Consider the following 25259-nt stretch of genomic DNA (forward strand, 5'->3'; position numbering starts at 1 on the left):
TTACGCGATAGCCGGGCTGTGCTCCAACAGCTCTTCCAGTTCGTCGAGCAACTCTTCACCACGCAGCAACTCGTAGTGCCCTCCCGCCAACAGACGGTCTACACCGTGATGGCCGACCTGGGCCTCGAACACCCGGCGTTCATCCTCGCGCCCGGCCACCCACCAGCGATGGGTGCCGACCTGTACCTTCGGCAATTGCCTCTGTGCCAGGGCGAGTTGCTTGAGCGACGAGCCGGTGGCGAAGATCTGCGTCAGTTCGCTGGCGCCCAACTCTGCGTGCTCATTAGAGCCGTGCATGGCTGCCTCGATCACCGCGGCGGCACCTTCGCGCTCGTTCAGGCCTGCGCCTTTCAAGGCAATCAATGCCTGTGCTTGTTCAGACGGTTGACCGAGGACAGACTTCAGGAAATCCGCCAAATCTTCGCGCCAGTCCCCCGCCTCGGCGGTACCCGCCACATAACTGTCGACCAGCCCGGCAAACACCACCCTCTGCCCTTGGCTTTCCAGTTCATGGGCGACCAGTTGCGTCAACGCGCCACCCAGCGACCAACCGAGCAGGTAGTACGGGCCTTCGGGCTGTTGCGTGCGAATCCGCTGCGCGTAGGCCTGGGCCATGGCCAGCAGCGATGGGTCCTGCCATTGCGGATCGAGCAGCATGCGGCATTGCAGGCCGTACACCGTGCGCCGGCCTTCCAGGCGACGGGCCAGTGGCTCGTAGTCGAACACCGTGCCGAAACCGGCGTGCAGGCAGAACAGCGCCGGCACGTGGGTGACCCGGCCATTCAACGCCAGCAGCGGGTCCGGCGCTTGCGCCGGTTCTGTGACCTGATAGCCGCTGAGTTCGGCGATGCAGGGTTTCTGCATCAGGTCGCGCAGTTTCAATTCGAAGCCCAGTTGCGGCTGGCTGCGCACCCGCGAGATGACTTTGAGCACTTGCAATGAGTCGCCGCCGAGTTCAAAGAAGTTGTCGTCGATGCCCACTTGCGGCACACCCAACACCTCTTGCCAGATCGTGGTCAGCGCGCTTTCCAGCGCATTGCGCGGCGCGCGGTAACCGCCAAGTGCCCATTCCGGCACAGGTAGTGCGCGACGGTCGAGCTTGCCGTTGGCCGACAGCGGGAAGCGCTCCAGCACGAGGATCCGCGCCGGCACCATGTAGTCCGGCATCTGCGCTTGCAGATCGGCCTTCAAGCGCCGATCCAGCCCGGCAGCCGCGACGGCCACCACGTAACCGACCAACTGTTTGCCGGTCGGCGTGTCGTGCACCACCACGGCGGCATCCTGCACCCCTGCGCAGTCACGCAGACGGGCTTCGATCTCGCCCAGTTCGATACGGAATCCACGGATCTTCACTTGCTGGTCGAGCCGGCCGAGGTAGTCGATCAACCCGCACTCGCGCTGGCGCACCAGGTCGCCGGTGCGGTACATGCGACCACCGGCTGCGAATGGATCGGCAATGAAACGCTCGGCGCTCATGCCCGGCCGCTGGTGGTAACCACGCGCCAGGCATTCGCCGCCCAGGTACAACTCGCCGCTGACACCGACCGGCAACGGATTGAGGTCGGCGTCGAGGATGTACAAGCCACGGCCCGCCACACCACGGCCAATCGGTGCATAGGCCGCCTCGCAGGTTTCGCTGGCTTCGGCACGCCACAGCAACGGCGTGACCACGGTTTCGGTCGGGCCGTAGCCGTTGACCAGGCGCTGCGGGCGCAAGGCGCGCTTGACCTGTTCGAAGCTGGCGTCCGGCACCGCATCACCGCCAAAGCAGTACACCTCGACCGCCGGCGGATTGCCCAGGCGCTCGGCCACTTCGGCCATCTGTTGCAGGTACGCCGGCGGGAAGCAGGCGACGGTGACGCTGTGGCGGTGCAGCACCTCCAGGGTGTGTTCCGGGGTCCACAGGCTGTCTTCGCGAATCACCAGGCTGCCACCTGCCAACAGCACACTCAGCCAGCGCTCCTGGGCACCGTCGAAGGCGAACGACATGAAGTGCAGTTCGCGGCTGCGTGGCGCCAGTTCATAGAGGTCGATGATGCCGCGGCAATGCCGGGCAATCGGTCCACGTTCCACCGCCACGCCTTTGGGCTGGCCGGTGGAGCCGGAGGTGTAGATCAGGTACGCCAGGTGTCCTGGCAGCGGTTGCGACGCCGGGCACTCGATGCTGCCAACAAGGCTCGACTGATCAAGCAACAAGCGTGGCGGACTGTCAGCCAGTGTCAGGCGATCACCCAGATCGCTGTCGCACAGCAACAGGCTGGCGGCCGAATCGCTGAGCATGTAGGCCAGGCGCTCGGCCGGGTATGACAGGTCCAGCGGCAGATACGCCGCACCGGCCTTGAGCACGGCAAGGAACGCAACGATCGTGCGTTCCGAACGTGGCAAGGCCACCGCCACCAGGCTTTCCGGGCCGACTCCACGCCTGATCAATTGCTGCGCCAGTCCATTGGCCTGGTTTTCAAGATCGGCGTAGCTGACTTCGCGATCCTCGCAGAACAAGGCGATTTTCTGCGGTTGGCTGCGCACATGCTGATTGAAGCTGTGCAGCAGATCGGCGTTATCGCTGGCGGCTTGGGGCAGGCTCAAGCGTGCTTCGGGCAGGCCGATGTTACCGAGCAGGCAGTCAGCGTCCTCTGGCAAGGCACGGAGCAAACCTTCCATCTGCGCGCGAATGCGCTGCACTTCCTGTTCGCTGAAGCGATCACGCAGGTACAGGTACTCGACTTCCAGGCCTTGGTCATTGGCGCTGACCATCAAGTCCATCGGGAAATTGGTGACGCCGCCGCTGCCGACTTCGGCAAAGCGCAACTCACCTTCCTCGCCACCGCGCAAGGCACGATCCACCGGATGGTTTTCGAACACGATGATGCTGTCGAACAGGCCCTGGCCACCCTGCCCGGCCCAGCGCTGGACGTCGGACAATGGCGTGTGTTCGTAGTCGCGCACGGCCAGGTTGTAGTCCTGCAAGTCGCGCAGCCACTCGCCCAGCGGCTGTTGCGGATCGAGGGTCTGGATCACCGGCAAGGTGTTGATGAACAGGCCGAGCATGTCCTGGGCACCGGCCAGCCCCGTCGGCCGCCCCGCCACCGTGGCACCGAACGCCACGCTGCGTTGGCCACTGTGACGTTGCAGCAGCAACAGCCAGGCGCCTTGTACCAGGGTGTTGAGGGTGACGCGCTGACGCTTGGCGAAGCTGTGCAATTTGCGCGTCGCCTCGGCGTCGAGGTCGCTGTACATCACGCCGTGGCCGGAGCCTGTGGCACCCGATGCCGTGGCCAGGATGGTCGGTGCCTCGAGCGACGCCAGGCGCTCACGCCAGAAGCCTTCTGCCTGCGTCTCGTCCTGACGTTGCAGCCAGGCAATGTAGTCCGCGTAACGCCAGGTCAGCGCCGGCAGGCTGTCGTGGTGGTACAGGCGCAGCATTTCGCCCAGCAGGCGCGAAGCACTCCAGCCGTCCAGCAGCAGGTGATGGTAGATCCAGATCATCTGGTAACGGTCTTCACCCAGGCGCACCAGGATGAAACGCATCAGCGGCGGGCAGCTCAGGTCGAAGCCCTTGGCCTGTTCGGCGGCGGCCAGTTCGCTCAGTGCTTGTTCCGTGTCCGTGCGGTCGCGCCAGTCGAACTCTTCGATCGGCAACTCGACGCTGGCAAACACCGCTTGCAGCGGATCGGCCAAGCCGTCGCGCCAACGGAACGCTGCGCGCAGCACTTCATGACGTTCGATCAAGGCTTGCCACGCTGCACGGAAACGCGGCACCTGCAAACCGTCCACCGCCACGCTCAACTGGTTGACGTAAGGGTTGAGCTGCGGCGATTCGAGGCAATGGAACAGCATGCCCTGCTGCATCGGCGACAGCGGATAGAGGTCTTGCAGACCGTCGCGGGAGGCCACATCAATGTGGGGCACCAGCCCAAACGCCTCGACTGTCGGTGTTTCGATCAAAGCCGTTTCACGACGGCTCGCCACCGCAGCCAGTGCCCGAATGGTCTGCTGCTCGAACAACTGCTTGGGACTGAACACCAGTCCGCGCTGCCCGGCGCGACTCACCGCTTGCAGGGAGATGATCGAGTCACCGCCCAGTTCGAAGAAGTTCTCGGTGACGCCCACCGATTCCAGACCGAGCAAGTCCTGCCAGATTTCCACCAACAGCGCTTCGGCAGGCGACGCGGCGGCCACCTGATCCTGAGTCTGTCGAGTTGCTTCAGGCGCTGGCAAACCTTGGCGATCCAGCTTGCCATTCGGCGTCAGTGGCAACGAGGCCAGGCACATCAAATGCGCCGGCAACATGTGCGCCGGCAGACGGCTGCGCAGGTGCGCGGTCAGTGCCTCATGCAGGTCCTGCTCGTCGGCCAGCGGATCGCGCGGCACCACGTAACCGACCAGTTGACGGTTCACCGGACCTTCGCGGTCGATGACGAAGGCTTCACGCACGCCTTCGTGCTCCAGCAGGCAGGCTTCGATTTCGCCGAGCTCGATGCGGAAGCCACGGATCTTCACTTGCTGGTCGATACGGCCGAGGTATTCGACGACGCCATCGGCACGGAACCGGGCCAGGTCGCCACTGCGGTACAGACGCGCCCCCGGTACGAACGGGTCCGGCACGAAACGTTCAGCGGTGAGGTCCGGACGCTGGTGATAACCACGGGCAACGCCCTCGCCGCCCAGGTACAACTCACCCGCCACGCCGACCGGCAACGGCTGCAAGCCGCCGTCCAGGATATAGGCACTGCGGTTGCCGACCGGCCGGCCAATCGGCATGAACGCCGAGTCGAATTCGGTGTCCGGATAGGCCAGCCAGATCAGCGGGGTGATCACCGTTTCGGTCGGGCCATAGCCGTTGATCAAGCGCTTGGGTTGCAGGACTTGCTGGACCTCGTCGAACGCATGCTTGGCCATCCCTTCCCCGCACGGGGTGTAGGAGCGGATCGGCAGATCACGCCCGGCTTCGCCCATGAAATCGGCGATCTGCCCCAGGTAGCTCGGGGTGAAACAGGCGATGGTGATGCCGTGTTTTTCAATCTCGGCGCAGGTGCGCTCCACGCTCCACAACTCGTCGTCGCGCGGCATCACCGCCGAACCGAACACCAGCGGCGTCAGCCAGCGCTCATGGGCGCCGTCGAAGCTGATCGAGGCAAATTGCAGTTCGCGGTCGTCCGGGGTCATGCCGTACAACTCGCCGATCTTCACGCAGTGCATGGTCAGCGGACCGTGGGCCACGCTGACGCCTTTAGGGCGGCCGGTGGAGCCTGAGGTGTAGATCAGGTAAGCGAGGTTTTCGCCGCAGGTCAGGTTGACCGGGTTGGTTTCGGCCATGCCCTCGAGCGGCTCACGGTCGATTTCCAGGACCGGCAAGCCTTCGGGCAGTGGCAGTTTTTCCCGCAACCAGGATTGGCTGATCAGCAGCGCAATCCCGCTGTCGTCCATCAGGTAGCGCAGGCGCTCCGCCGGGTAGGCCGGATCCAGCGGCACGTAGGCGCCGCCGGCCTTGAGGATCGCCAGCAGGCCGATGATCATTTCTGGCGACCGCTGCATGGCCAGGCCGACCCGCACTTCGGGGCCGATGCCGCGCCCGCGCAAGTGGTGGGCCAGGCGGTTGGCGCGGCGATTGAGCTGGTCGAAACTCAACTTCAGATCGTTGAAGATCAACGCCGTGGCGTCAGGTCGGATACCGGCCTGGGCCTCGATCAGTTGATGCACGCACAGCGGGTTTTCTTCCACGGTGAACGGTGGGTTCCACTCCAGCAATTGCTGCGTGCGTTCTGGCGCGGTCAGCAGGCCCAGCTCACTTAACGCTGCTTGTGGTGCGGCAACCATCGCCGCCAGCAACGCGGCCAGGTGCTCGCTCATGCGCGCAATGGCAGTACTGCTGAAATGGCTGCACTGGTAGCTCCAGTTCAGGCTCAGCTGGCTTTCGGCAGTGGCTGCCAGGGTCAACGGGAAGTTGGTGCGCTCGTGGTTCTGTGGAATCGAGAAACTCAAGCCGGCCGGTGCGCCCTGTTGCAAGGCTTCGGCCACCGGGAAGTTTTCAAACACCAGCAGGCTGTCGAACAGCGGTTCACCGGCACGTCCAGCCCAGCGCTGAATGTCACCGAGGGCGGTGAATTCGTGCTCGCGCAGCTCCAGGTTTTGCGCCTGCAAGCGCGTCAGCCATTGCTCGACGCTTTCGATGGCGTCCGGGCTGCTGATCACCGGCAAGGTGTTGATGAACAGGCCAAGCTGGCTTTCGGCCCCGGGCAAGTCCACCGGACGCCCCGCCACCGTGGCGCCGAATGCGACGCTGCGTTGGCCGCTGTAGCGTTGCAGCAGTAGCGCCCACGCGCCCTGGACCAAGGTGTTGAGGGTGACTTTCTGCTGACGGGCAAAATCGCTGAAGCGTTTGCTGGTGGCGACATCGAAGGTCTGGCGATGGTCGGCAAATGCGGTGTCCGACAGGTTGTTGTGGGCCAGGCTTTCAGCCAGCAGCGTCGGGTTGTCGAGGCTCGCCAGTTGCTCGCGCCAGAACAGTTCGTCAGCCTCGGCATCCTGACGTTGCAACCAGCCGATGTAATCGGAGAAACGCCCGGTTGGCGCTTGTACGTCTTGCTCGGCATAACGCTGCAGGACTTCACTGAGCAGCAGCGAATTGCTCCAGCCGTCGAGCAGCAGGTGATGGTGGGTGTAGATCAATTGCTGGCGATCGTCATCCAGGCGCACCAGGGTCAGGCGCATCAACGGTGCCTTGGTCGAATCAAGTTGCAGGCGTTCACTGTCGATCAACTGCAGCAGCGACTCGGCCTGATGGTCGCGGTTGCGCCAGTCGAGGCAGGTCATCGGCAATCGCAGATGACGATGCACCAGTTGCACCGGCGCCTCGAACCCTTCGGGGAAGTGGAAGCTGCTGCGCAGGATCGCGTGGCTGTCGAGCACGGCTTGCCAGGCACGCCCGAGGCGTTCGGCGTCGAGGCCACAAGCCTCGACGCTGAGCTGGTTCACATAGGCGCCGGACTGCGATTCGTAGAGGCTGTGGAACAGCAAACCGGCCTGCATCGGCGACAGCGGATACACGTCCTCGATCTGCGCCGGCGGTACCGGCAGCGCGTCGAGTTGCACTTGGCTCAAACGCGCCAGCGGGAAGTCCGCCGGGGTTACGCCACCCGCGCCATCGCTCAGGCAATGGTCGATCAGCGCCAACAGTTCAGCGTGGAAATCGTTCGCAAGGGCTTCGATCTCGCGCAGGTCAAAGCATTCGCGGCTGAAGGTCCAGTCGAGTTTCAGTTCACCGCCATAGACCTGACCGTCCACCGACAGCCAGTTCGGCAACGGTGCATCTGCCGATTGCGCAGCACCGCTGGACTCCCGGGCCGGCGTGAACAAAGCGTCTTCGGCAAAGCTCTGGTCGAACTGGCCGAGGTAGTTAAAGGTCACCCGAGCCTGAGGCAATGCGGCCAGGGCCGCTTGTGCCGAAGCATCGCCCATGTAGCGCAACAAACCGTAGCCCAGGCCTTTGCCGGGGATTTCCCGCAGTTGCTGCTTGATCGCCTTGATCGAGCCGCCGAGGTCGGCAGTCGGCGTCAGGCGCACCGGGAACAGGCTGGAGAACCAGCCGACGGTGCGGGTCAGGTCGATGTCGTCGAACAGCTCTTCGCGGCCATGGCCTTCGAGCTGGATCAATGCCGACGCGTGACCGGTCCAGCGGCTGAGGCTGCGGGCCAGCGCGGTCAGCAGCAGGTCGTTGACCTGAGTGCGATAGATTGCCGGGGCTTGTTGCAACAGCTGCCGGGTTTGTTCGCGGTCCAGGCCGATGCTCACGCCCTGACGCAGATGCCCGGCCTGACTGGCTTGGGCGTTGGCTGCCGGCAGCGAATCACTGGCACCGGCCAGTTGCGCTTGCCACCAGTCCAGTTCATTGGCGGCGGTTTCGGAGCGTGCGAAGGTATCGAGTTTTTCTGCCCAAGCCTGGAAAGCGCTGGTCTTCGGTGGCAGTTCTTCACCTTGATAAGCCGCCTGCAAATCCTCCAGCAGCACTCGCCAGGAAACCCCGTCCACCGCCAGATGGTGGATGACCAACAGCAACCGCTGCGAACCATCGGCCTGGGCGATCAGCGCCACGCGCAGCAGCGGCCCGTCCTGCAGGCTGAGGCTGCGCTGGGCTTCGTCGCACACCGACTCGAGCGACGCATCGCTGGCGACGCGGGCGGTCCAGAGCATGTCGATGACATCGGCACTGTCGGCGCCGACGTATCGCGCCGACCATTGGCCGTCGACCTGGCTGAAACGCAAGCGCAGGGCATCGTGTTGCTTGAGCACCCGTTGCAAGGCGCCTTGCAAGCGCGGCAGTTCGAGGGTTTCGCGCGGCGTCAGCAACACCGCCTGGTTCCAGTGGGCACGCTGCGGGATCGGTTCTTCGAAGAACCAGCGCTGGATTGGCGTGAGTGTTTGCACGCCATCCACTGGCCCTTGTTGCGCCAATGACGCTGCCTGTTCTTTCACTACAGCGGCAAGCGCTTGCAGGGTCTGCTGCTGGAACAGGTCGCGCGGTTGCAGGCTCAGGCCGGCACGGCGGGCGCGGCTGACCACCTGGATCGAAATGATCGAGTCACCGCCCAGTTCAAAGAAGTTGTCCTGGCGCCCGACCTGCTCCAGGCCCAGCACGTCCTGCCAGATCTGCGCCAGCACGCGCTCGTGTTCGCTGCGTGGCGCTTCGAACGCGCGCTGGCTGACTTGCGCGGTCGGTGCCGGCAGGCGCTTGCGGTCGAGTTTGCCGTTGGGGCTCAGGGGCATCTGTTCGATCAGCACGGTCTGTGCCGGCACCATGTAGTCCGGCAGGCTCCCGAGCAGATGGCTTTTCAGGGTTTCGCGCCAGCCGCCTTGCTGCTGCGCATCGACGCCGAGCAAAGCGCGATCCTGCGGCACGATGTACGCCACCAGTTGCTTGCCGCTCGGGCCGTCGAGGGCCAGCACCACGGCTTCCTGCACGTCAGCATGTTCTTGCAGGCGCGCCTCGATTTCCCCCAGTTCGATACGCAGGCCGCGAATCTTCACCTGATGGTCGATCCGACCGCAGTAATCAATGGCACCATCGGCGCGATAGCGCGCCAGGTCACCGGTGCGGTACAGACGCTCGCCGCTACCGAACGGGTCGACCACGAAACGCTCGGCGGTCAACGCGCCACGGCCGTGATAACCACGGGCCAGGCCGATACCGCCCAGGTACAGTTCGCCCACCGCGCCCAGCGGCAAGGGTTGCAGTTCGCTGTCGAGGATAAAGGTGCGCAGGTTGGCGATCGGCCGGCCGATTGGCACGCTGTCGCGGCCCTCTTCCACACAGGTCCAGTGGGTCACGTCGATGGCCGCTTCGGTCGGGCCATACAGGTTGTACAGATTGGCTTGCGGCAGGCTGCGCAGGGTCTGGCGTTGCAGCTCCATCGGCAATGCTTCGCCACTGCAAATGATGCGGGTCAGCGAGGTGCAATCCAGCGCTTCGTCAGCGCCGATGAACGCCGAGAGCATCGACGGCACGAAGTGCAGAGTGGTGATCGACTGCTCGACGATCAATGCGGCGAGACGTTGCGGATCGCGATGCTCACCCGGGGCGGCAATCACCAGCGTGGCGCCTTTCATCAGCGGCCAGAAAAACTCCCACACCGACACGTCGAAACTGAATGGCGTCTTTTGCAGCACGCGGTCCGCAGGTAGCAGGTTGTAGGCTTCCTGCATCCACTCGATGCGGTTATGCAGCGCCACATGGCGGTTGCCCGCGCCCTTGGGTTTGCCGGTGGAACCGGAGGTGTAGATCATGTAAGCGAGGTTTTCTGCCACGGCAAGGTTTGGCAGATCGGTGCCCGGCAGATCGCTCAACCAATCGGTATCACCGTGCAGGCACAGGGTGCGCACGCTGTCCGGCGTCGGCAGTTGCGCCAGCAGATGTTCCTGGGTCAGCAGCAGGGAAATGCTGCTGTCTTCGATCATGTAGCTCAGGCGATCGAGTGGATATTCCGGGTCCAGCGGCACGTAGGCACCGCCCGCCTTGAGGATTGCAAGCAGGCCAACGACCATTTCCAATGAACGGTCGCAAGCGATCCCCACGATCACTTCCGGGCCGACACCCTGGGCGCGCAAGTGGTGAGCCAGGCGGTTGGCCCGCAGGTTCAGCTCGGCGTAGCTCAAGGACTGGCCCTGGAACACCAGCGCCGTCGCTTGAGGATTTTCAACCACGCGTTCTTCGAAATGCCGCTGAACGCAGACTTCACCCGGATAGGCTTGAGCGGTGTCGTTGAGGTCGTCAAGGATGCGCAAGCGCTCGTCGGCCTCCAGCAACGGCAATTCGGCCAGCGGGGTTTGCGGGTTCGCCAGCACCCCGGCCAGCAGGTTGCGCCAATGCCGAGCCAGGTGCTCGATGCGTTCGGCGCCGAACAGGTCGGTGGCGTAGGTCAGGCTGGCGAACAGTTTGTCGCCCTCTTCCTGAGTGTCCAATTGCAGATCGAATTGCGTGGTGTGCGCCGTGGCGTTCAGCGCTTCAACCCGCAGGCCGGCCAGCAAGCCGCTGACGGCTGCGGGTTTGGCCTGCTGGTGGTTGAACATCACCTGGAACAACGGGCTGTGGCTCAGGCTGCGCTCGCCTTGCAGCGCCTGCACCAGGCGCTCGAACGGCAAGTCCTGATAATCCTGGGCATCCAGCGCAAAGGCGCGGGTCTGGTCGAGCAACTGGGTGAACGGCAGCCGGCCATCGAGTTCGGCGCGCATTACCTGGGTGTTGACGAAGAAGCCGATCAGGCCACGGGTTTCCGCACGGTTACGGTTGCCGATGGGTACGCCGATGCGCAGGTCGGCCTGGCCGCTGTAGCGATAGAGCAAGGCCTGGAAACTCGCCAGCAACAGCATGAACGGCGTGACGCCGCGCTGTTTGGCCAGGCTCATCAGGCCGCTGGCCAATGTTGAGTCGAGGGCGAAATCCAGGCGCGCGCCCTGCTGGCTTGGTTGCGCCGGGCGTGGACGGTCGGTGGGCAATTCCAGCAGCGGCTGTTCGCTGCCGAGCTTTTCTCGCCACCAATTGAGTTGACGCGCAAGCTCCCCCGCTTCCATCCAGCGACGCTGCCAAGCGGCATAGTCCGAATACTGGATCGGCAACGTTTCCAGCTCAGCGCTGTGGCCCTGGCAATGGGCCGCGTAGAGCAGGGAAAATTCCTCGACCAGTACTCCCATCGACCAGCCATCGGTGACGATGTGGTGCAGGGTCAGCACTAACACGTGGTCATCAACGTCCAGCTGCAACAGGCTGACGCGCAACAGCGGGCCGTGTTGCAGGTCGAACGGCCGGGCAATCTCCGCTTCGACTTTTTTCATCGCCGATTCAAGGCGCAGTGCCTCGGGTACGGCGCGCAGATCGTGCTGTTCGATGGGCAGCGTGTTGAAGCTCGCAAGAGCTTGCATCACTTGGCCGTCGTCCTCGACGAAACGGCTGCGCAGGCTCTGATGCCGCTCCAGCAATACATCGAAACTCTGTTGCAGCGCCGCAAGGTTCAGCGGCCCGTGCAGACGCAGGGCCGCGGGAATGTTGTAGGCCGAGCTCTGCGGGTCGAGCTGCCAGAGGAACCATTGGCGCTGCTGCGCATAGGACAGCTCAAACATCGCTTGCGGCTCGGCGGCGGGCGGGATCGGCAGTTGGCCGAAGCTCACGCCCTGCTCCTGCATTTTTGCCAGAAACTCGCGGCGCTTGTCGGCAGGCAGGCCAGCGAAGCGGGAGGCGATACGCGAAGCGGTGCTGTGTTCCATCAGTTGATCTCCATCTCGTCCAGAAGCGACTCAAGCGCATCCAGACGTGCATCGTTGTCAGTCGGGGCTTGGTGCCCGGCCGTGGCGGCATAAGCCTGAAGGTCGTTGCTTTCGAACAGCGCGCGCAGCGGCAGCTCGATACCCAGTACCAGTTCCACACGGGCACTGGCCTGGGCGGCGAGCAGCGAATGCCCGCCCAATTCAAAGAAGTTGTCGCGCCGGCCGATCTGCGCCACGCCGAGTACGTCGACCCAGATCGCCGCCAGTTGCTGTTCGAGCTCGCCCTCGGGGGCTTCGAACGGTCGTTGCCAGTCCTCGGCATCCGGCACTGGCAAGGCCTTGCGATCGAGCTTGCCGTTGCTGGTCAGCGGCAAGGCATCGAGCAACAGCCAGTGGCTGGGCACCATGTAGTCCGGCAAGTCGACCTTGAGCGCGGCACGCAGGTTGTTGCGCCAGGCGATCGGATCGTCCGGGAGGTGTTCGGCGACGACGTAGGCGCACAGCTGCGGGCCGCCGTCATCGACATGCACGCTGATCACCGCCTGACGCACGCCCGGTTGCGCCAGCACTGCCGCTTCGATCTCGCCCAGTTCGATGCGGAATCCGCGGATCTTCACTTGCTGGTCGATGCGCCCCAGGTAGTCGATGCTGCCGTCGGCACGCTGGCGCGCCAGGTCGCCGCTGCGATAGAGACGATGCGCAGCATCGAACGGGCTTGGCACAAAGCGCTCGGCGGTCAAGCCGGAACGCCCGTGATAACCGCGCGCCAGGCCGGCGCCGGCGATGTACAACTCACCCGCCACGCCCACCGGCACCGGTTGCAACTGGCTGTCGAGCAAGTACCAGCGCAGGTCGCGGATCGGCAGGCCGATCGGGCTCTGGGCCTTGCCGTCGAGGTCGGCCAGGCGGATCGCGCGGTAGGTCACGTGCACCGTGGTTTCGGTGATGCCGTACATGTTCACCAGGGTGGGTTGCTGGTCGCCGAAGCGTTCGAACCAGGGACGCAGGCTGGCCACTTCCAGTGCTTCGCCACCGAAGATCACCTGGCGCAACGCCAGGTGGCGCGGGCTGGCGCAGGCTATCGGCAACAACTGACGGAAGGCCGTCGGGGTCTGGTTCAACACCGTCACCCCTTCATCGCAGAGCAAGCGGTGGAACTCCTGCGGTTCGCGGCTGATGTAGTACGGCACGATCACCAGGCGCCCGCCGGTGCACAGTGAACCGAACAACTCCCACACCGAGAAATCGAAGGCATAGGAGTGGAACAGGGTCCAGACATCGTCCGCGCCGAAATTGAATTCGGCAGCGGTGGCCGTGAACAAACGACCGACGTTGCCGTGGCTGAGCAATGCGCCCTTGGGTCGGCCGGTGGAGCCGGAGGTGTAGATCACGTAGGCGAGATTGTCCGGGGTCGCCAACGGCGCCAGGTTGTCGGCGCTGTAGTGGTCCAGCTGCAAGGCCGCCAGGTCCAGGACCTGCACGCCTTCGCGGGCCGGCAAGCCGTCGATCAGGTGAGCCTGGGTCAACAGCAAGCCAATGCCGCTGTCATCGATCATGTAGCTCAGGCGCTCGGCCGGGTATTGCGGGTCCAGTGGCACGTAGGCGCCACCGGCCTTGAGAATCGCCAGCAAGCCGACCACCAGCGGCATCGCCCGCTCGGTGGCGATACCCACCCGCACTTCGGGGCCGACACCCTGCTCGCGCAGTTTGCGCGCCAGGCGGTTGGCCTGGGCGTTGAGTGCGGCATAGGTGAGTTGCTCGCCTTCGCAGGACAGCGCGATGGCGTCCGGGCGTTGGGCGGCTTGGGCTTCGAACAACTGATGCAAGGTTGGCGATTGCGCTTGCGCTTCGAAGGTCGGATTCCAGTGCTGGATCAACGCGTGCTTTTGCGGCGCTTGCAGCAATGCCAATTCGGCGACGCGCTGCTGTGGGTTTTCGACCACTGCGCGCAACAGGTTCAGCCACTGCTCGGCGAAGCGCTGCATCGAGGCCTCGTCGTACAGATCGGTGGCGTAGCTCAGGCTGGCGTCCAGAGTGTCGCCCTGCTCCTGGGTATCGAGCACCAAATCGAACTGCGCGGTGTGTTGCTGCCAGTGAAGTCGCTCGACCTGCAAATCGGCTACCGCGCGCTCGACACTGGCGCCCAGTTTTTGCTGATGGTTGTAGAGCACCTGGAACAACGGACTGTGATTCAGGCTGCGGTCCGACTGCAAAGCATCCACCAGTTGCTCGAACGGCAAGTCCTGATAAGCCTGCGCGTCCAGCGCGACTTGCTTGACCTGTTGCAGCAACTTGCTGAAAGGTTGCTGCCCGTCGATCTCGGCACGCAGCACCTGGGTATTGATGAAGAAGCCGATCAGGCCTTCGGTTTCCAGGCGCGAACGGCCGGCACTCGGCACGCCGACGCTGATGCCCGATTGCCCGCTCTGGCGGTGCAGCAAGGTCTGGAAACTCGCCAGCAACAGTATGAACAGCGTCACTTGCTGTTCTTGCGCACGCTGTCGCAGACCGGCGAGCAAGTCGCGATCGACCTGCAACAGCAGGCTGGCGCCGCGTTCGCTGCGACGGGCAGGGCGGCTCAGTTCACTCGGTAATTCCAACGGCGCCTGGCTGCCGTCCAGTTGCTCGCGCCACCACGCCAGTTGCCGTGCGCCCTCGCCGGCCTCCAGCCAGTCGCGTTGCCAACGGGCGTAGTCGCTGTAAGTCACCGGCAGTGCCGACAGGTTGGCGGCACGCTCTTCAACAGCAGCCTGATACAGCGCGCTGAATTCATCGACCATCACCTGCATCGACCAGCCATCGGCGGCGATGTGGTGCACGGTGAGCACCAGCACATGGTCTTCGGCGCCGACTTGCAGCAGCAATACGCGCCACAGTGGGCCGTTGCGCAGATCGAAAGGCTGGGCGATTTCTGCGGCCACCGCACTGTTGATCGCCGACTCATTGATTGGCCGTTCGTTGAACTGCAACGGCAGCTCGACATGCACTACCGGGCGCGTCTGCTGACCATCCTGATCGAAGGTGGTGCGCAGGGTTTCGTGGCGGACCTGCAACTGCGCGAAGGTTTTGCGCAGGGCTTCGCGGTTCAGCGGGCCTTTGAGGCGCAGCGCCGCCGGGATGTTGTAGGCCGCGCTGTGCGGGTACAGTTGCCAGAGAATCCACTGGCGTTGCTGGGCGTAGGACAGGATGCGTGGCTGATCGTCCGATGCGCGTTGCAACTGCGGCTGGCCACTGAGGTTCGCTTGCGCGGCGCGCTCGGCAAACTCCGCCAGATTCGCCGCGGAGAACAGGCTGCTCACCGACAGCTCAAGTTGCAGTTGCTGACGTACACGGGAGATCACTTGCAGCACCAGCAACGAATGGCCGCCCAGCTCGAAGAAGTTGTCGTCGCGACCGACTTTCTCGACCTGCAACACGTCTCGCCATATCTGCGCGAGTTGCGTTTCCAGCCCTTGCGTCGGGGCAACAAAGTCGCGATGCATATCGCCCGCTTCGATCCGTGGCAGGGCCTTGCGGTCGAGCTTGCCGTTGTTGTTGAGCGGCAACTTGTCCAGCAGGACCATGTGGTTGGGCACCATGTATTCCGGCAGCGACTGGCGCAGGACGGCTTTGAGTCCGTCCAGATAGTCAGCCTCGTGAACCACCGGGCCGCTGGCCACGACGTACGCCACCAGTTGTGTGCCGTCCTGGGCGATGACGGCGGCTTCGCGCACCTCGTCCCGGGCTTGCAGACTGGCTTCGATCTCACCCATCTCGATGCGGAAACCGCGAATCTTCACTTGATGGTCGATACGCCCGACGTATTCCAGAGCGCCCTTGGCGTTGTAGCGCGCCAGGTCGCCACTGCGGTACAGCCGTGCGCCCGGCTCACGGGCGAAGGGGTCTGGCAGGAAGCGTTCGGCGGTCAGCGCCGGACGGTCGAAATAGCTTTGCGCCAGGCAGGCCGGCGCGCCGATGCACAACTCGCCGACGCCATCGGCCGGCAGCAACTGACCGGCCGCATCCAGCACATACAGGGCACGGCCGGCAATGGCGCGACCGATCGGAATGCCGAATGCATCGCTGGCATCCTCCAGGCGGCACTCCTGCACGCTGGACACCACCGTCGCTTCGGTCGGCCCGTAGGTGTTGAGCAGGCGCACGTGACTCAAACCGGCCTGATGCCACAGGCGCAGGCCTTCCACCGACATGGCTTCGCCGCCGACGTGCACCTGGCGCAAATCGCCGAGGCTTTGCACTACACCACTGGCACATTCGCGGGCCAGCAGGAACCAATAAGCGGCCGGCAAGTCGGCCACGGTTACGCCTTGCTCGACGATTTCAGCAGCCAGTCGACCTGCGTCCCACAGCTCATCGCCGCGCATGATCAACGCCGCGCCGACACACAACGTCGGGAAGCATTGCTCAACGAAGCCGTCGAAGCTGAAGGTGGCGAACTGCAAGACGCGGTCCGTTGGCGACAGCTTTGAGTAATCGGCGGCGGTTTGGCAGAACTCGCGTAAAGCGTCGTGGGTGATGGCCACGCCTTTGGGTTGGCCGGTGGAGCCGGAGGTGTAGATGATGTAGGCGAGATCTTCGGCGACGGGGAGACCGTCTTCGCGAGCAAGCTTCGCTCCTACAGGGACCGTGGTGTCTTCGAGGCGCAGGCGTGCCAGCCCGGCCGGCAACGGCAGGTCTTCCAGCAGACCGGACTCGCACAGCAACACGTCGAGGCGGCTGTCGTCGATCATGTAGGCCAGGCGTTCGGCCGGGTATTTCGGGTCCAGTGGCACGTAGGCCGCGCCGCTTTTCAGTACCGCCAGCAGGCTGACGATCAGTTGCGGACCGCGACGCACGGCCAGGCCGACACGCTTGCCGGGGCCGGCGCCGTTGTCGATCAGGCGCTGGGCCAGGTGGTTGGCTTGTGCATTGAGTTGGCCGTAGCTCAGGGTGTGGCCGTCCACCTGCAATGCCAGTGCTTCTGGAGTGGTAGCGGCTTGCGCGGCGATTTGTTCGTGGGCCAAAAGCGTTGTGGATAACTCAACCGCAGGCGGCTGGCTGATCGCGAGCACCGCGTTTTTGCCCTCGACATCGAGCAGTTCCAACTCACCTAACGCTGCGTCCGGCGCTGCCACCAGCTGCGTCAGCAGATGCTGTAAATTGGCCGATAGCTGAGCGACCTGAGCCGCGCTGAAACGCGCCGCATCATAACTGAACTCCAACCCCAGGCCTTCTCCCAGTTCAATGCCCAACGTCAACGGATAGTGGGTGCGTTCGTGGTTGTGCAGATTGCCGAACGACAACCCGGCCGGCGCACCTTGTTTCAACGCTTCGGCCACCGGGAAGTTTTCGAACACGAGCAGGCTGTCGAACAGCGCCGAACCCTGCTGCCCCGCCCAACCCTGAATGTCGTACAGCGGCACATGCTCGAACTCACGCATGGCCAGGTTCAGGCCTTGCAACTCACCCAGCCACTGGCTGACGCTCTGATCGGGCTTCATCGTGCACACCAGCGGCAGCGTGTTGATGAACAGCCCGAGTTGTTCTTCGATGCCCGGCAACGGCGCCGAACGCCCGGCCACGGTGGCGCCGAACACCACGCAATCCTGGCCGGTGTAGCGTTGCAGCAGAAGGCTCCACGCCGCTTGCAGCACCGTGTTGAGGGTGACTTTCTGCTGCCGGGCGAACTCGGCCAGACGCTGGGTTACGCGACGGTCGATGGCCACGCGATAATCCTCGCTGCCTTCGCCACCGACCGGAGGGCGCAAGGCTTCGGCCAGCAGCGTTGGCGCTTCAAGCGGCGCCAGGGCTGCTTTCCAGAACTGTTCGCCAGCGATCGTCGATTGCTGCTGCAACCAGCCCAGGTAATCGCGGTACTGCCCGGTGGCCGCCGGCAGCGCTTGCCCGGCGGCGTAATGCTCGATCACTTGCGCCAGCAACTGCGCATTACTCCAGCCGTCCATCAGGATGTGATGGCTGGTGTAGATCAGGTGCCAGGCATCAGTGCCGGTACGCACCAGCTTCAAACGGAACAGCGGTGCCGTACCCAGTTCGAAACCTTGAGCGCGTTCGGCATCGGCCAGCGCGTCGGTATCGGTCGCTTCAAGCACTTGCAGCGGCAACGCGACCTGACGGGCAATCGCCTGATGCGCCAGGTCGAGGCCTTGCCAGTGGAAGCTGCTGCGCAGGATGTCGTGACGCTCGAGCGCGGCCTGCCAGGACCGGGTGAAACGATCGCTGTCCAGGCCGCCGATGTCCAGGCGTAGCTGACTGATATAGGCGCCGACTTGCGGCTCGTACAGGGTGTGAAAGAGCATGCCCTGCTGCATCGGCGACAGCGGGTATAGGTCTTCGAGGGCCGCAACACTGAGCGGCAACCCGTCGAGCTGCGCCTGATCGATCCGCGCCAACGGGAAGTCCGATGGCGTGGCCTGGGGTGCTGGCAGCGTGCAGCAGTGATCGATCAACGCGTTGAGTTGCAGCGCGTATTCGTCGGCCAGACCCTGGATGGTCGCTACGTCGAACATCTCGCGGCTGAAGCCCCAGCTCAGGGACAACTCGCCACCGTAGACCTGCCCCTCAACCGTCAGCCAGTTGCCCAGCGGCGCCGCCGGGTCCTGCGCCACGCCGTTGCCTTCGGTGGAAGGGGTGAACAACGCGCCTTCATCGAACTGACGGTCGAACTGCCCCAAGTAGTTGAAGGTGACGCGCGGCTGCGCCAGCGCCGCCAGTTCGGCTCGGACCTCAGGCGTACCGAGGTAGCGCAGCGCGCCATAACCCAGGCCTTTGTCCGGAACGTTGCGCAGTTGTTCCTTGATGGACTTGATACATGCGCCAAGGTCGGCAGCGGGTTTCAGATGGACCGGGAACAGGCTGGTGAACCAGCCGACGCTGCGGGTCAGGTCGACGTCATCGAACAGGTCTTCGCGGCCATGGCCTTCGAGCTGGATCAGCGCGCTGCCCTGCCCGCTCCAAAGGCAAACAGCGCGGGCCAGTGCGGCCAGCAGCAGGTCGTTGACCTGGGTGCGGTAGGCCGCCGGGGCCTGTTGCAGCAGCTTACGGGTTTGCTCGGTATCGAGCTTGAGTTCGAGTTTGTGTTCGAAGCGGTTTTCCAGCGCACCGTTCGGGCGCTCGCACGGCAGGTCGTCTGGCGCGTCTTGCAGTTGGGTCTGCCAGTGGCCGAGGCTGTGTTCGAAGGCTGGCAGATGCTCCTGCAAGCGCGAGACCCAGCGTTGATACGAGCTGGTTTTCGCAGGCTTGGTGCCGCCGTCGTAGAAGTGCTGAAGATCTTCCAGCAGCACACGCCAGGAAACACCGTCCACTGCCAAATGGTGAACCACCAGCAGCAAACGCTCGCTGCTGTCAGCCATCGAAACAAGCAGTGCGCGCAGCAACGGGCCGCTCTGCAAGTCGAGACTGCGCTGGGCTTTATCGCACAAGGCGTTCAGTGCTTCGACCGATTGTGCCTGGCGTTGCCACAACACCGAGTCGGTGGTCGGCGCGGCATAGGCCTGCTGCCAACCGCTGGCATTCTGTTGATAACACAGGCGCAGGCTGTCGTGATGGGTGAGCAATTGTTCCAGGGCGCGGTCCAGCGCTTCGACGTTCAACGCCTCGCGCGGCACCAGCAACAGCGACTGGTTCCAGTGCTGACGCGCAGGGATCGACTGTTCGAAGAACCAGTGTTGCACCGGCGCCAACGCCACCGCGCCGCTAGCCGGGCCCTGGTCGACCAGTTGCTGCTCGCCACTGCGCGCCGCCTGGGCCAGGCTGCGGATGGTCTGGTGCTGGAACAGGTCCTTGGGGCTGAGCACGATCCCGGCCTGCCGTGCGCGGCTGACCACCTGCATCGAGACGATGGAGTCGCCGCCCAGCTCGAAGAAGTTGTCTTCCAGGCCGACGTTGTCGATGGCCAGCACGTCCTGCCAGATCGCGGCGAGGGATTTTTCCAGCGCACTGCGTGGCGCGATGTGTTCGCGTTGTTGCTGGCTGCCGTCCACCGCCGGCAACGCCTTGCGGTCGAGCTTGCCGTTGGGGGTCAGCGGCAGTTGCTCGAGGAACAGCAGGAACGCCGGGACCATGTAGTCCGGCAGGTGCCAGCGCAAGGCCGCCTTCAGGGATTCACGCAGGGTCGCTTGCGCGTCGAGGTCGTCCAGCAACGCCGAATCGTTCGGCACGATGTAGGCCACCAAGTGCTGACCGTTGATACCGTCCTGGACCAGCACTGCCAGTTCGCGCACCGAGTCCTGTTGCAACAGCCGCGCTTCGATTTCACCCAGCTCGATACGGAAGCCACGGACCTTGACCTGATGGTCGATACGGCCAACGTACTGCAAGGTGCCGTCGGCCTGATAACGGGTCAGGTCACCGGTGCGGTACAGGCGTTCGCCGGTGCTGGAAAACGGGTTGGGTACGTATTTTTCAGCGGTCAGGCCTGGCCGTGCCAGGTACCCACGGGTGATGCCCGCGCCGCTGAGGTACAGCTCGGCGGATACGCCTTGTGGCACCGGTTGCAGGTCCGCATCCAGCAGGTAGCTGGCGGTGTGCTTTAGCGGCCGACCGATATTGGCGCGGCCACCGGCTTCGCGACGGGTCCAGGTGGAATAGGTGGTGTCTTCCGACGGGCCGTACAGATCGAAGACGTGCTCGACTGTCAGCTGCTGATACAGCGCGTCAACCAGGCTCTGCTTCAACGGCTCACCGGCCAGGTTGATGATGCGCACGCTCGGCGGAATCTGCCCGTCGCGTTGCAGCGCGTTGATCGCCGACGGCACGGTGTTGATCAAGCGCACCTGATCCCGGGCCGCCAGCTGCGGTAACTCCAGGGCGTTGCGGGCAATGATCAGCGAACCGCCGTTGGCCAGGGTGACGAACAGCTCCCACACCGACAGGTCGAAGCACACCGACGTCGACGCTAGCACGCCTTGAATGTCGTCGCAGTTGTACACCGTCTGCGACCAGTCGATCAGCGCCAGCACGTTGCGATGCGCAATCGCCACGCCCTTGGGCTTGCCGGTGGAACCGGAGGTGTAGATCACGTAGGCCAGGTTGTCCGGCGTGACGCGGGTGATCGGGGCGCTGCTCGGGTAATCGGCGAGCACCGCCTCGATATCGTCCATCGACAACACTTGCGTCCCGGACGCCACGTTCAGCGTTGCGGCGACCGCCTGCTCGGTCAGCAGCACCAGGGCGCGGCTGTCTTCGAGCATGTAGGCGACGCGTTCGGCCGGGTAATCCGGGTCCAGTGGCACGTAGGCACCACCGGCCTTGAGCACCGCCAACAAGGCCACCAACAGTTGCTCGGAGCGCTGCATGGCCACGCCGACCCGCACTTCCGGGCCGACGCCGAGCTCGATCAGCTTGTGTGCCAGGCGATTGGCTTGTTGGTCGAGTTCGCGGTAGGTCAGTTGGCGGGTGGCGAAGGTCGCGGCAAGCGCATCCGGGGTCGCCGCCACTTGCTGGTCGATCAACTGATGAATGCACACAGCCTGCGGGGCGCTGTCCTCGGCGCGGTTCCAATCGTGGACGATGCGCTGGTATTCGGCCTGCTCCAGCAGCGGCAAATCGCTGATGCGCTGCTGCGAGTCGCTGACCATGCCGTGCAGCAGGTGGGTCCAGTGCTGTGCCATGCGCGCGATGGTCCCGGCGTCGAACAGGTCGTTGGCGTAGGTCAGCGCGGCGTGCAGCTTGCCGCCTTTTTCGAAGGTGTCGAGGGTGAGATCGAACTGCGTGGTGCGCCCTTGCCACTCGATCATGCCCAGCGCCAGGCCAGACGCCGTGGTCACCGTGGAAATGTCCGCGACCTGCGGCTGGTGGTTGTACATCACCTGGAACAGTGCCGTGTGGCTGAGGCTGCGTTCCAGTTTCAGCGCTTCGACCAGGCGCTCGAATGGCAGGTCCTGGTGGGCCTGGGCGCCGAGCGCGGTTTCCTTGATGCGACTCAGCAGTTCGTCGACCCGGGTTTGGCCGTCCAGTTGCGTGCGCAGCACCTGGGTGTTGACGAAGAAGCCGATCAGGCCTTCGATCTCGGCGCGGTTGCGGTTGGCGATAGGGACGCCGACGCGGATGTCGGTCTGCCCGGTGTAGCGGTGCAGCAGCACGTTGAAGGCGCCGAGCAGCAGCATGAACAGGGTGATGTTGTGTTTCTGCGCGGTGGCCCGCAGTTGCTCAGCCAGTTGCCCGTCCACGGCGAACTCGTAACGGGTGCCGCGATAGCTCGGCATCGCCGGGCGCGGGTGATCGGTGGGCAGCTCCAGCACCGGATGCTCGTCGCCCAGTTGCGCCTGCCAGTAGTCGAGCTGACGCGCCTGCTCGCCAGCCTCCAGCCAGCGGCGTTGCCACAAGGCGTAGTCGCTGTACTGGATCGGCAAGGGTGGCAGGTGCGGTTGTGCACCGGCATCGAAGGCGTCGTAGCAGCGGATGAACTCGTCGATCAGCACGTTCATCGACCAGCCGTCGGACACGATGTGGTGCAGGGTCAGCAGCAGGACGTGCTCCTGCTCGGCGAGCTTGAGCAAGGTGACGCGCAGCAGCGGGCCGGTGCCCAGATCGAACGGCAGCACCGATTGCTGCTCGGCAGTCTCGGCCACGGCCTGCTCGCGCGCGGTGGCCGGCAAGGCGCTGAAATCCACCTGTTCGATCACCAGCGGCGCCGTGGCCGGCACTTGCAGTAAGCTGTCGTCGGCCTGGGGGGCGAACACCGTGCGCAAGGTTTCGTGGCGCGCCACCAGGCTGGCGAACGCCTGCTCCAGCGCCGGCAGATTCAGACGACCGGTCAAGCGCACCGCACCCGGCAGGTTATAGGCGCCGCTTTGCGGGTCCAGCTGCCAGAGAAACCACATGCGTTGCTGGGCGTACGACAGCGCCTGGCGATCCTCGGCCTCTACCCCGGCAGGTATCGGAAACCGGGCGAAATCCACGCCCTCCTTGTGCAAGGCCGCAAGGAACATCTGGCGCTTTTCCACGGGCAACCCGATAAACCGGCGAGCAAGTTTCAAGGAGTCTTCAGCATTCATTTCTCAGCATCCGGATCAGTGGCGGGAAGCACAAAGGCACGTCGTCCCTATAAAACGAATGCAGACCGGAAAAATTAGCGAATGAGAACAACTATCAGAAGGGAGGTGGAGCGCGATGTTTGAAGGTGTTGAAAATTATTGTGGGAGCGAGCCTGCTCGCGAATGCGGTCAATCATTCAACATCGATGTTGGCTGACCCACCGCTTTCGCGAGCAGGCTCGCTCCCACAGGGGATGAGGTGATGTTTGAGATTGGCTTAACCCACAGCGGCCATCGCATGCCGACGATGGTGAGCCTCCAGCTGATCCTTGATCACCTTGAGCACCTTGGCCTCATGCTCATGGATAAAGAAATGCCCGCCGGCCAGCATGTCCACGGAAAAGCTGCCGTGGGTTTCCTTGCGCCAGCCGATCAACTGCTCGCTGGTGGCGCGGTCGGCCTTGCCGCCGAGCACGTGCACCGGGCATTTGAGCAACGGCCGCTGCAGCGGCTCGAAACGCCCGCACAACTGGAAGTCGGCACGCAGGATCGGCAGTGTCAGGCTCATCAGCTCTTGATTGGCCAGCACTTCTTCACTGGTGCCGTTCAGGCTGCGTAATTGCTCGATCAGCTCGGCATCAGATTTGGGCTCGGCAAATCCCCGGTCGTAGTCCGCGCGCATTGTCGGCGCGGCCGTGCCCGAGGCAAACAGCGCCACGGGTTCAGGGCAGCCGAGCGAGCGAAACGCATGGGCCATTTCACAAGCGAGCAACGCGCCGAGGCTATGGCCGAACAAGGCATACGGCGCCTTGAGCGTGGTGTTTTGTTCCTGCGCCAGTTGCAGCGCCAAGCGGCGCATGTCGGTGTGCAAGGGTTCGCCGAAGCGCGCACCCCGCCCAGGCAGCTCCACGGGCTGCAGCTTGATCCACTCCGGCAGCTTGCGCCGCCAGCGGCTATAGACCATGGCACTCGCGCCAGAATAGGGCAGGCACAGCAAAGTCAGCTGGGTCACCGGGCTTACCTCGAAAGTTGTCTGTAAGGAGAACGGATGAAGTACGCAGAGAATTAGTCGTGCGGATAACCCTGTAGGAGCGAGCATGCTCGCGAAGGACGTCAACGATAACGCGGGGCATCAGACAGCCCGTGTCGTCCATGCGTCCATCGCGAGCATGCTCGCTCCTACAGTTAGATCTTCATTTCAGATAGCGATAGCTTTGGATCGCGGAACCGAGGACGACCGCACCCGCCGCAATCGCCAGCCAAAACCCGCTGCGCGCCCCGAACGCATCCACCATCCACCCCGAACCCGCCGCACCGATCGCCACGCCGATGCTCAACCCGGTCACCAGCCAGGTCAGGCCTTCAGTGAGTTTGGCCGGCGGCACGATCTGCTCCACCAGCGCCATCGCAACAATCAGAGTCGGCGCAAAAAACAGCCCGGCGACGAAGACCGCCAAGGACAACCCGAGAATGTTCACCGCCAGCAACAGCGGCAAAGTCGTCACCGCCGTCGCGACCCCACCGTAGAGAAACAGTCGCGGCAATGGCACTTTCGAGCGCAGCGCGCCGAACGCCAATCCGGCCAGGCACGAGCCGATGGCGTACACCGACAGCACAATGCTTGCCGCGGCAGGTTGCCCCTGCTGCTGGGCGAAGGCCACGCTGACCACATCGATCACGCCGACGATGGTGCCCATGGCGACCATTAGCAGCATCAGCCACTGAATGTCGCGGGAGCGGATGATCGAGCCTTGATGGTGTTCCTCATGGGGGTGCACCGGCGGCTCGGTGCTGCGTTGCAACACGAAGGCCGTGACCCCGATCGCCAGCATCAGCAACGCCGCCAACGGCCCGGCCTCGGGGAACGCCACCACGCATAACCCCACCGACAGTGGTGGCCCGACGATAAAGCAGACTTCGTCCAGCACCGACTCCAGGGCATAGGCGGTTTGCAGTTGCGGCTGGCCGCGATACAACTCGGTCCAGCGCGCCCGGACCATCGCCGACATACTCGGCATGCAACCGGCTATCGCGGCGAACACGAACAACGTCCAGTTCGGCACCTGCAAACGGGTGCAGAGCAACACCAGCAACAACGCCCCCCCGCCGATCAGCGCCGACACCGGCAGGATGCGGCGCTGGCCAAACCGATCCACCAGCCGCGACACCTGTGGCGCACAAAATGCGGTGGCCAGGGCAAAGGTCGCCGCCACCGCCCCGGCCAGGCCGTAGCCGCCCTGCAACTGCGAAAGCATGGTGATCAGGCCGATGCCGGTCATGGAAATCGGCATGCGCGCGATCATCCCGGCCAGCACGAAAGCTCGGGCGCCAGGGGCTTTGAACAGCTCGCGGTAGGGGTTTGCCATGGGGTCCGGCCTCGATAAGGGCCTGCAAGTTGCCATAAGGCTGATAGCTGGGAAAGGGCCGAATTGTTGGTTGAATGTGAAGGCCCATTCGCGAGCAGGCTCGCTCCCACAATGGACGGTGTACACAGGTCAAGTGTGGGAGCGAGCCGGCTCCGGGCTGCGTTCC

Annotated in this window: 4 protein-coding genes; all 4 read right to left on the reverse strand. The window is 64.0% G+C overall.

What is annotated here, in order from left to right; all coding sequences use genetic code 11:
• A complete protein-coding gene (locus tag ACA054_RS23315) occupies nt 1-11754 on the reverse strand; it encodes a non-ribosomal peptide synthase/polyketide synthase (RefSeq protein ID WP_497686362.1) in 11754 nt (3917 codons plus the stop codon).
• Nucleotides 11754-22748 (reverse strand): amino acid adenylation domain-containing protein, encoded by a 10995-nt coding sequence (locus tag ACA054_RS23320; protein WP_497686363.1) that lies wholly within the window; start codon nt 22746-22748, stop codon nt 11754-11756. The genes ACA054_RS23315 and ACA054_RS23320 overlap by 1 nt, the downstream gene beginning before the upstream one ends.
• A 256-nt stretch (nt 22749-23004) precedes the next feature.
• On the reverse strand, nt 23005-23739 hold the full coding sequence (locus ACA054_RS23325; RefSeq protein WP_497686364.1) for a thioesterase II family protein: 735 nt from the start codon (nt 23737-23739) through the stop codon (nt 23005-23007).
• A 181-nt stretch (nt 23740-23920) separates the two neighbouring features.
• Nucleotides 23921-25093 (reverse strand): MFS transporter, encoded by a 1173-nt coding sequence (locus ACA054_RS23330; protein WP_497686365.1) that lies wholly within the window; start codon nt 25091-25093, stop codon nt 23921-23923.
• Between the last annotated feature and the right edge of the window lie 166 nt (nt 25094-25259).

Source organism: Pseudomonas sp. LBUM1653, from assembly GCF_059716115.1.

What these genes read in the sequence shown, in the direction of transcription:
- ACA054_RS23315 (WP_497686362.1), bottom strand. Translation starts at nt 11,754, where the DNA reads ATGGAACACAGCACCGCTTCGCGTATCGCCTCCCGCTTCGCTGGCCTG.
- ACA054_RS23320 (WP_497686363.1), bottom strand. Translation starts at nt 22,748, where the DNA reads ATGAATGCTGAAGACTCCTTGAAACTTGCTCGCCGGTTTATCGGGTTG.
- ACA054_RS23330 (WP_497686365.1), bottom strand. Translation starts at nt 25,093, where the DNA reads ATGGCAAACCCCTACCGCGAGCTGTTCAAAGCCCCTGGCGCCCGAGCT.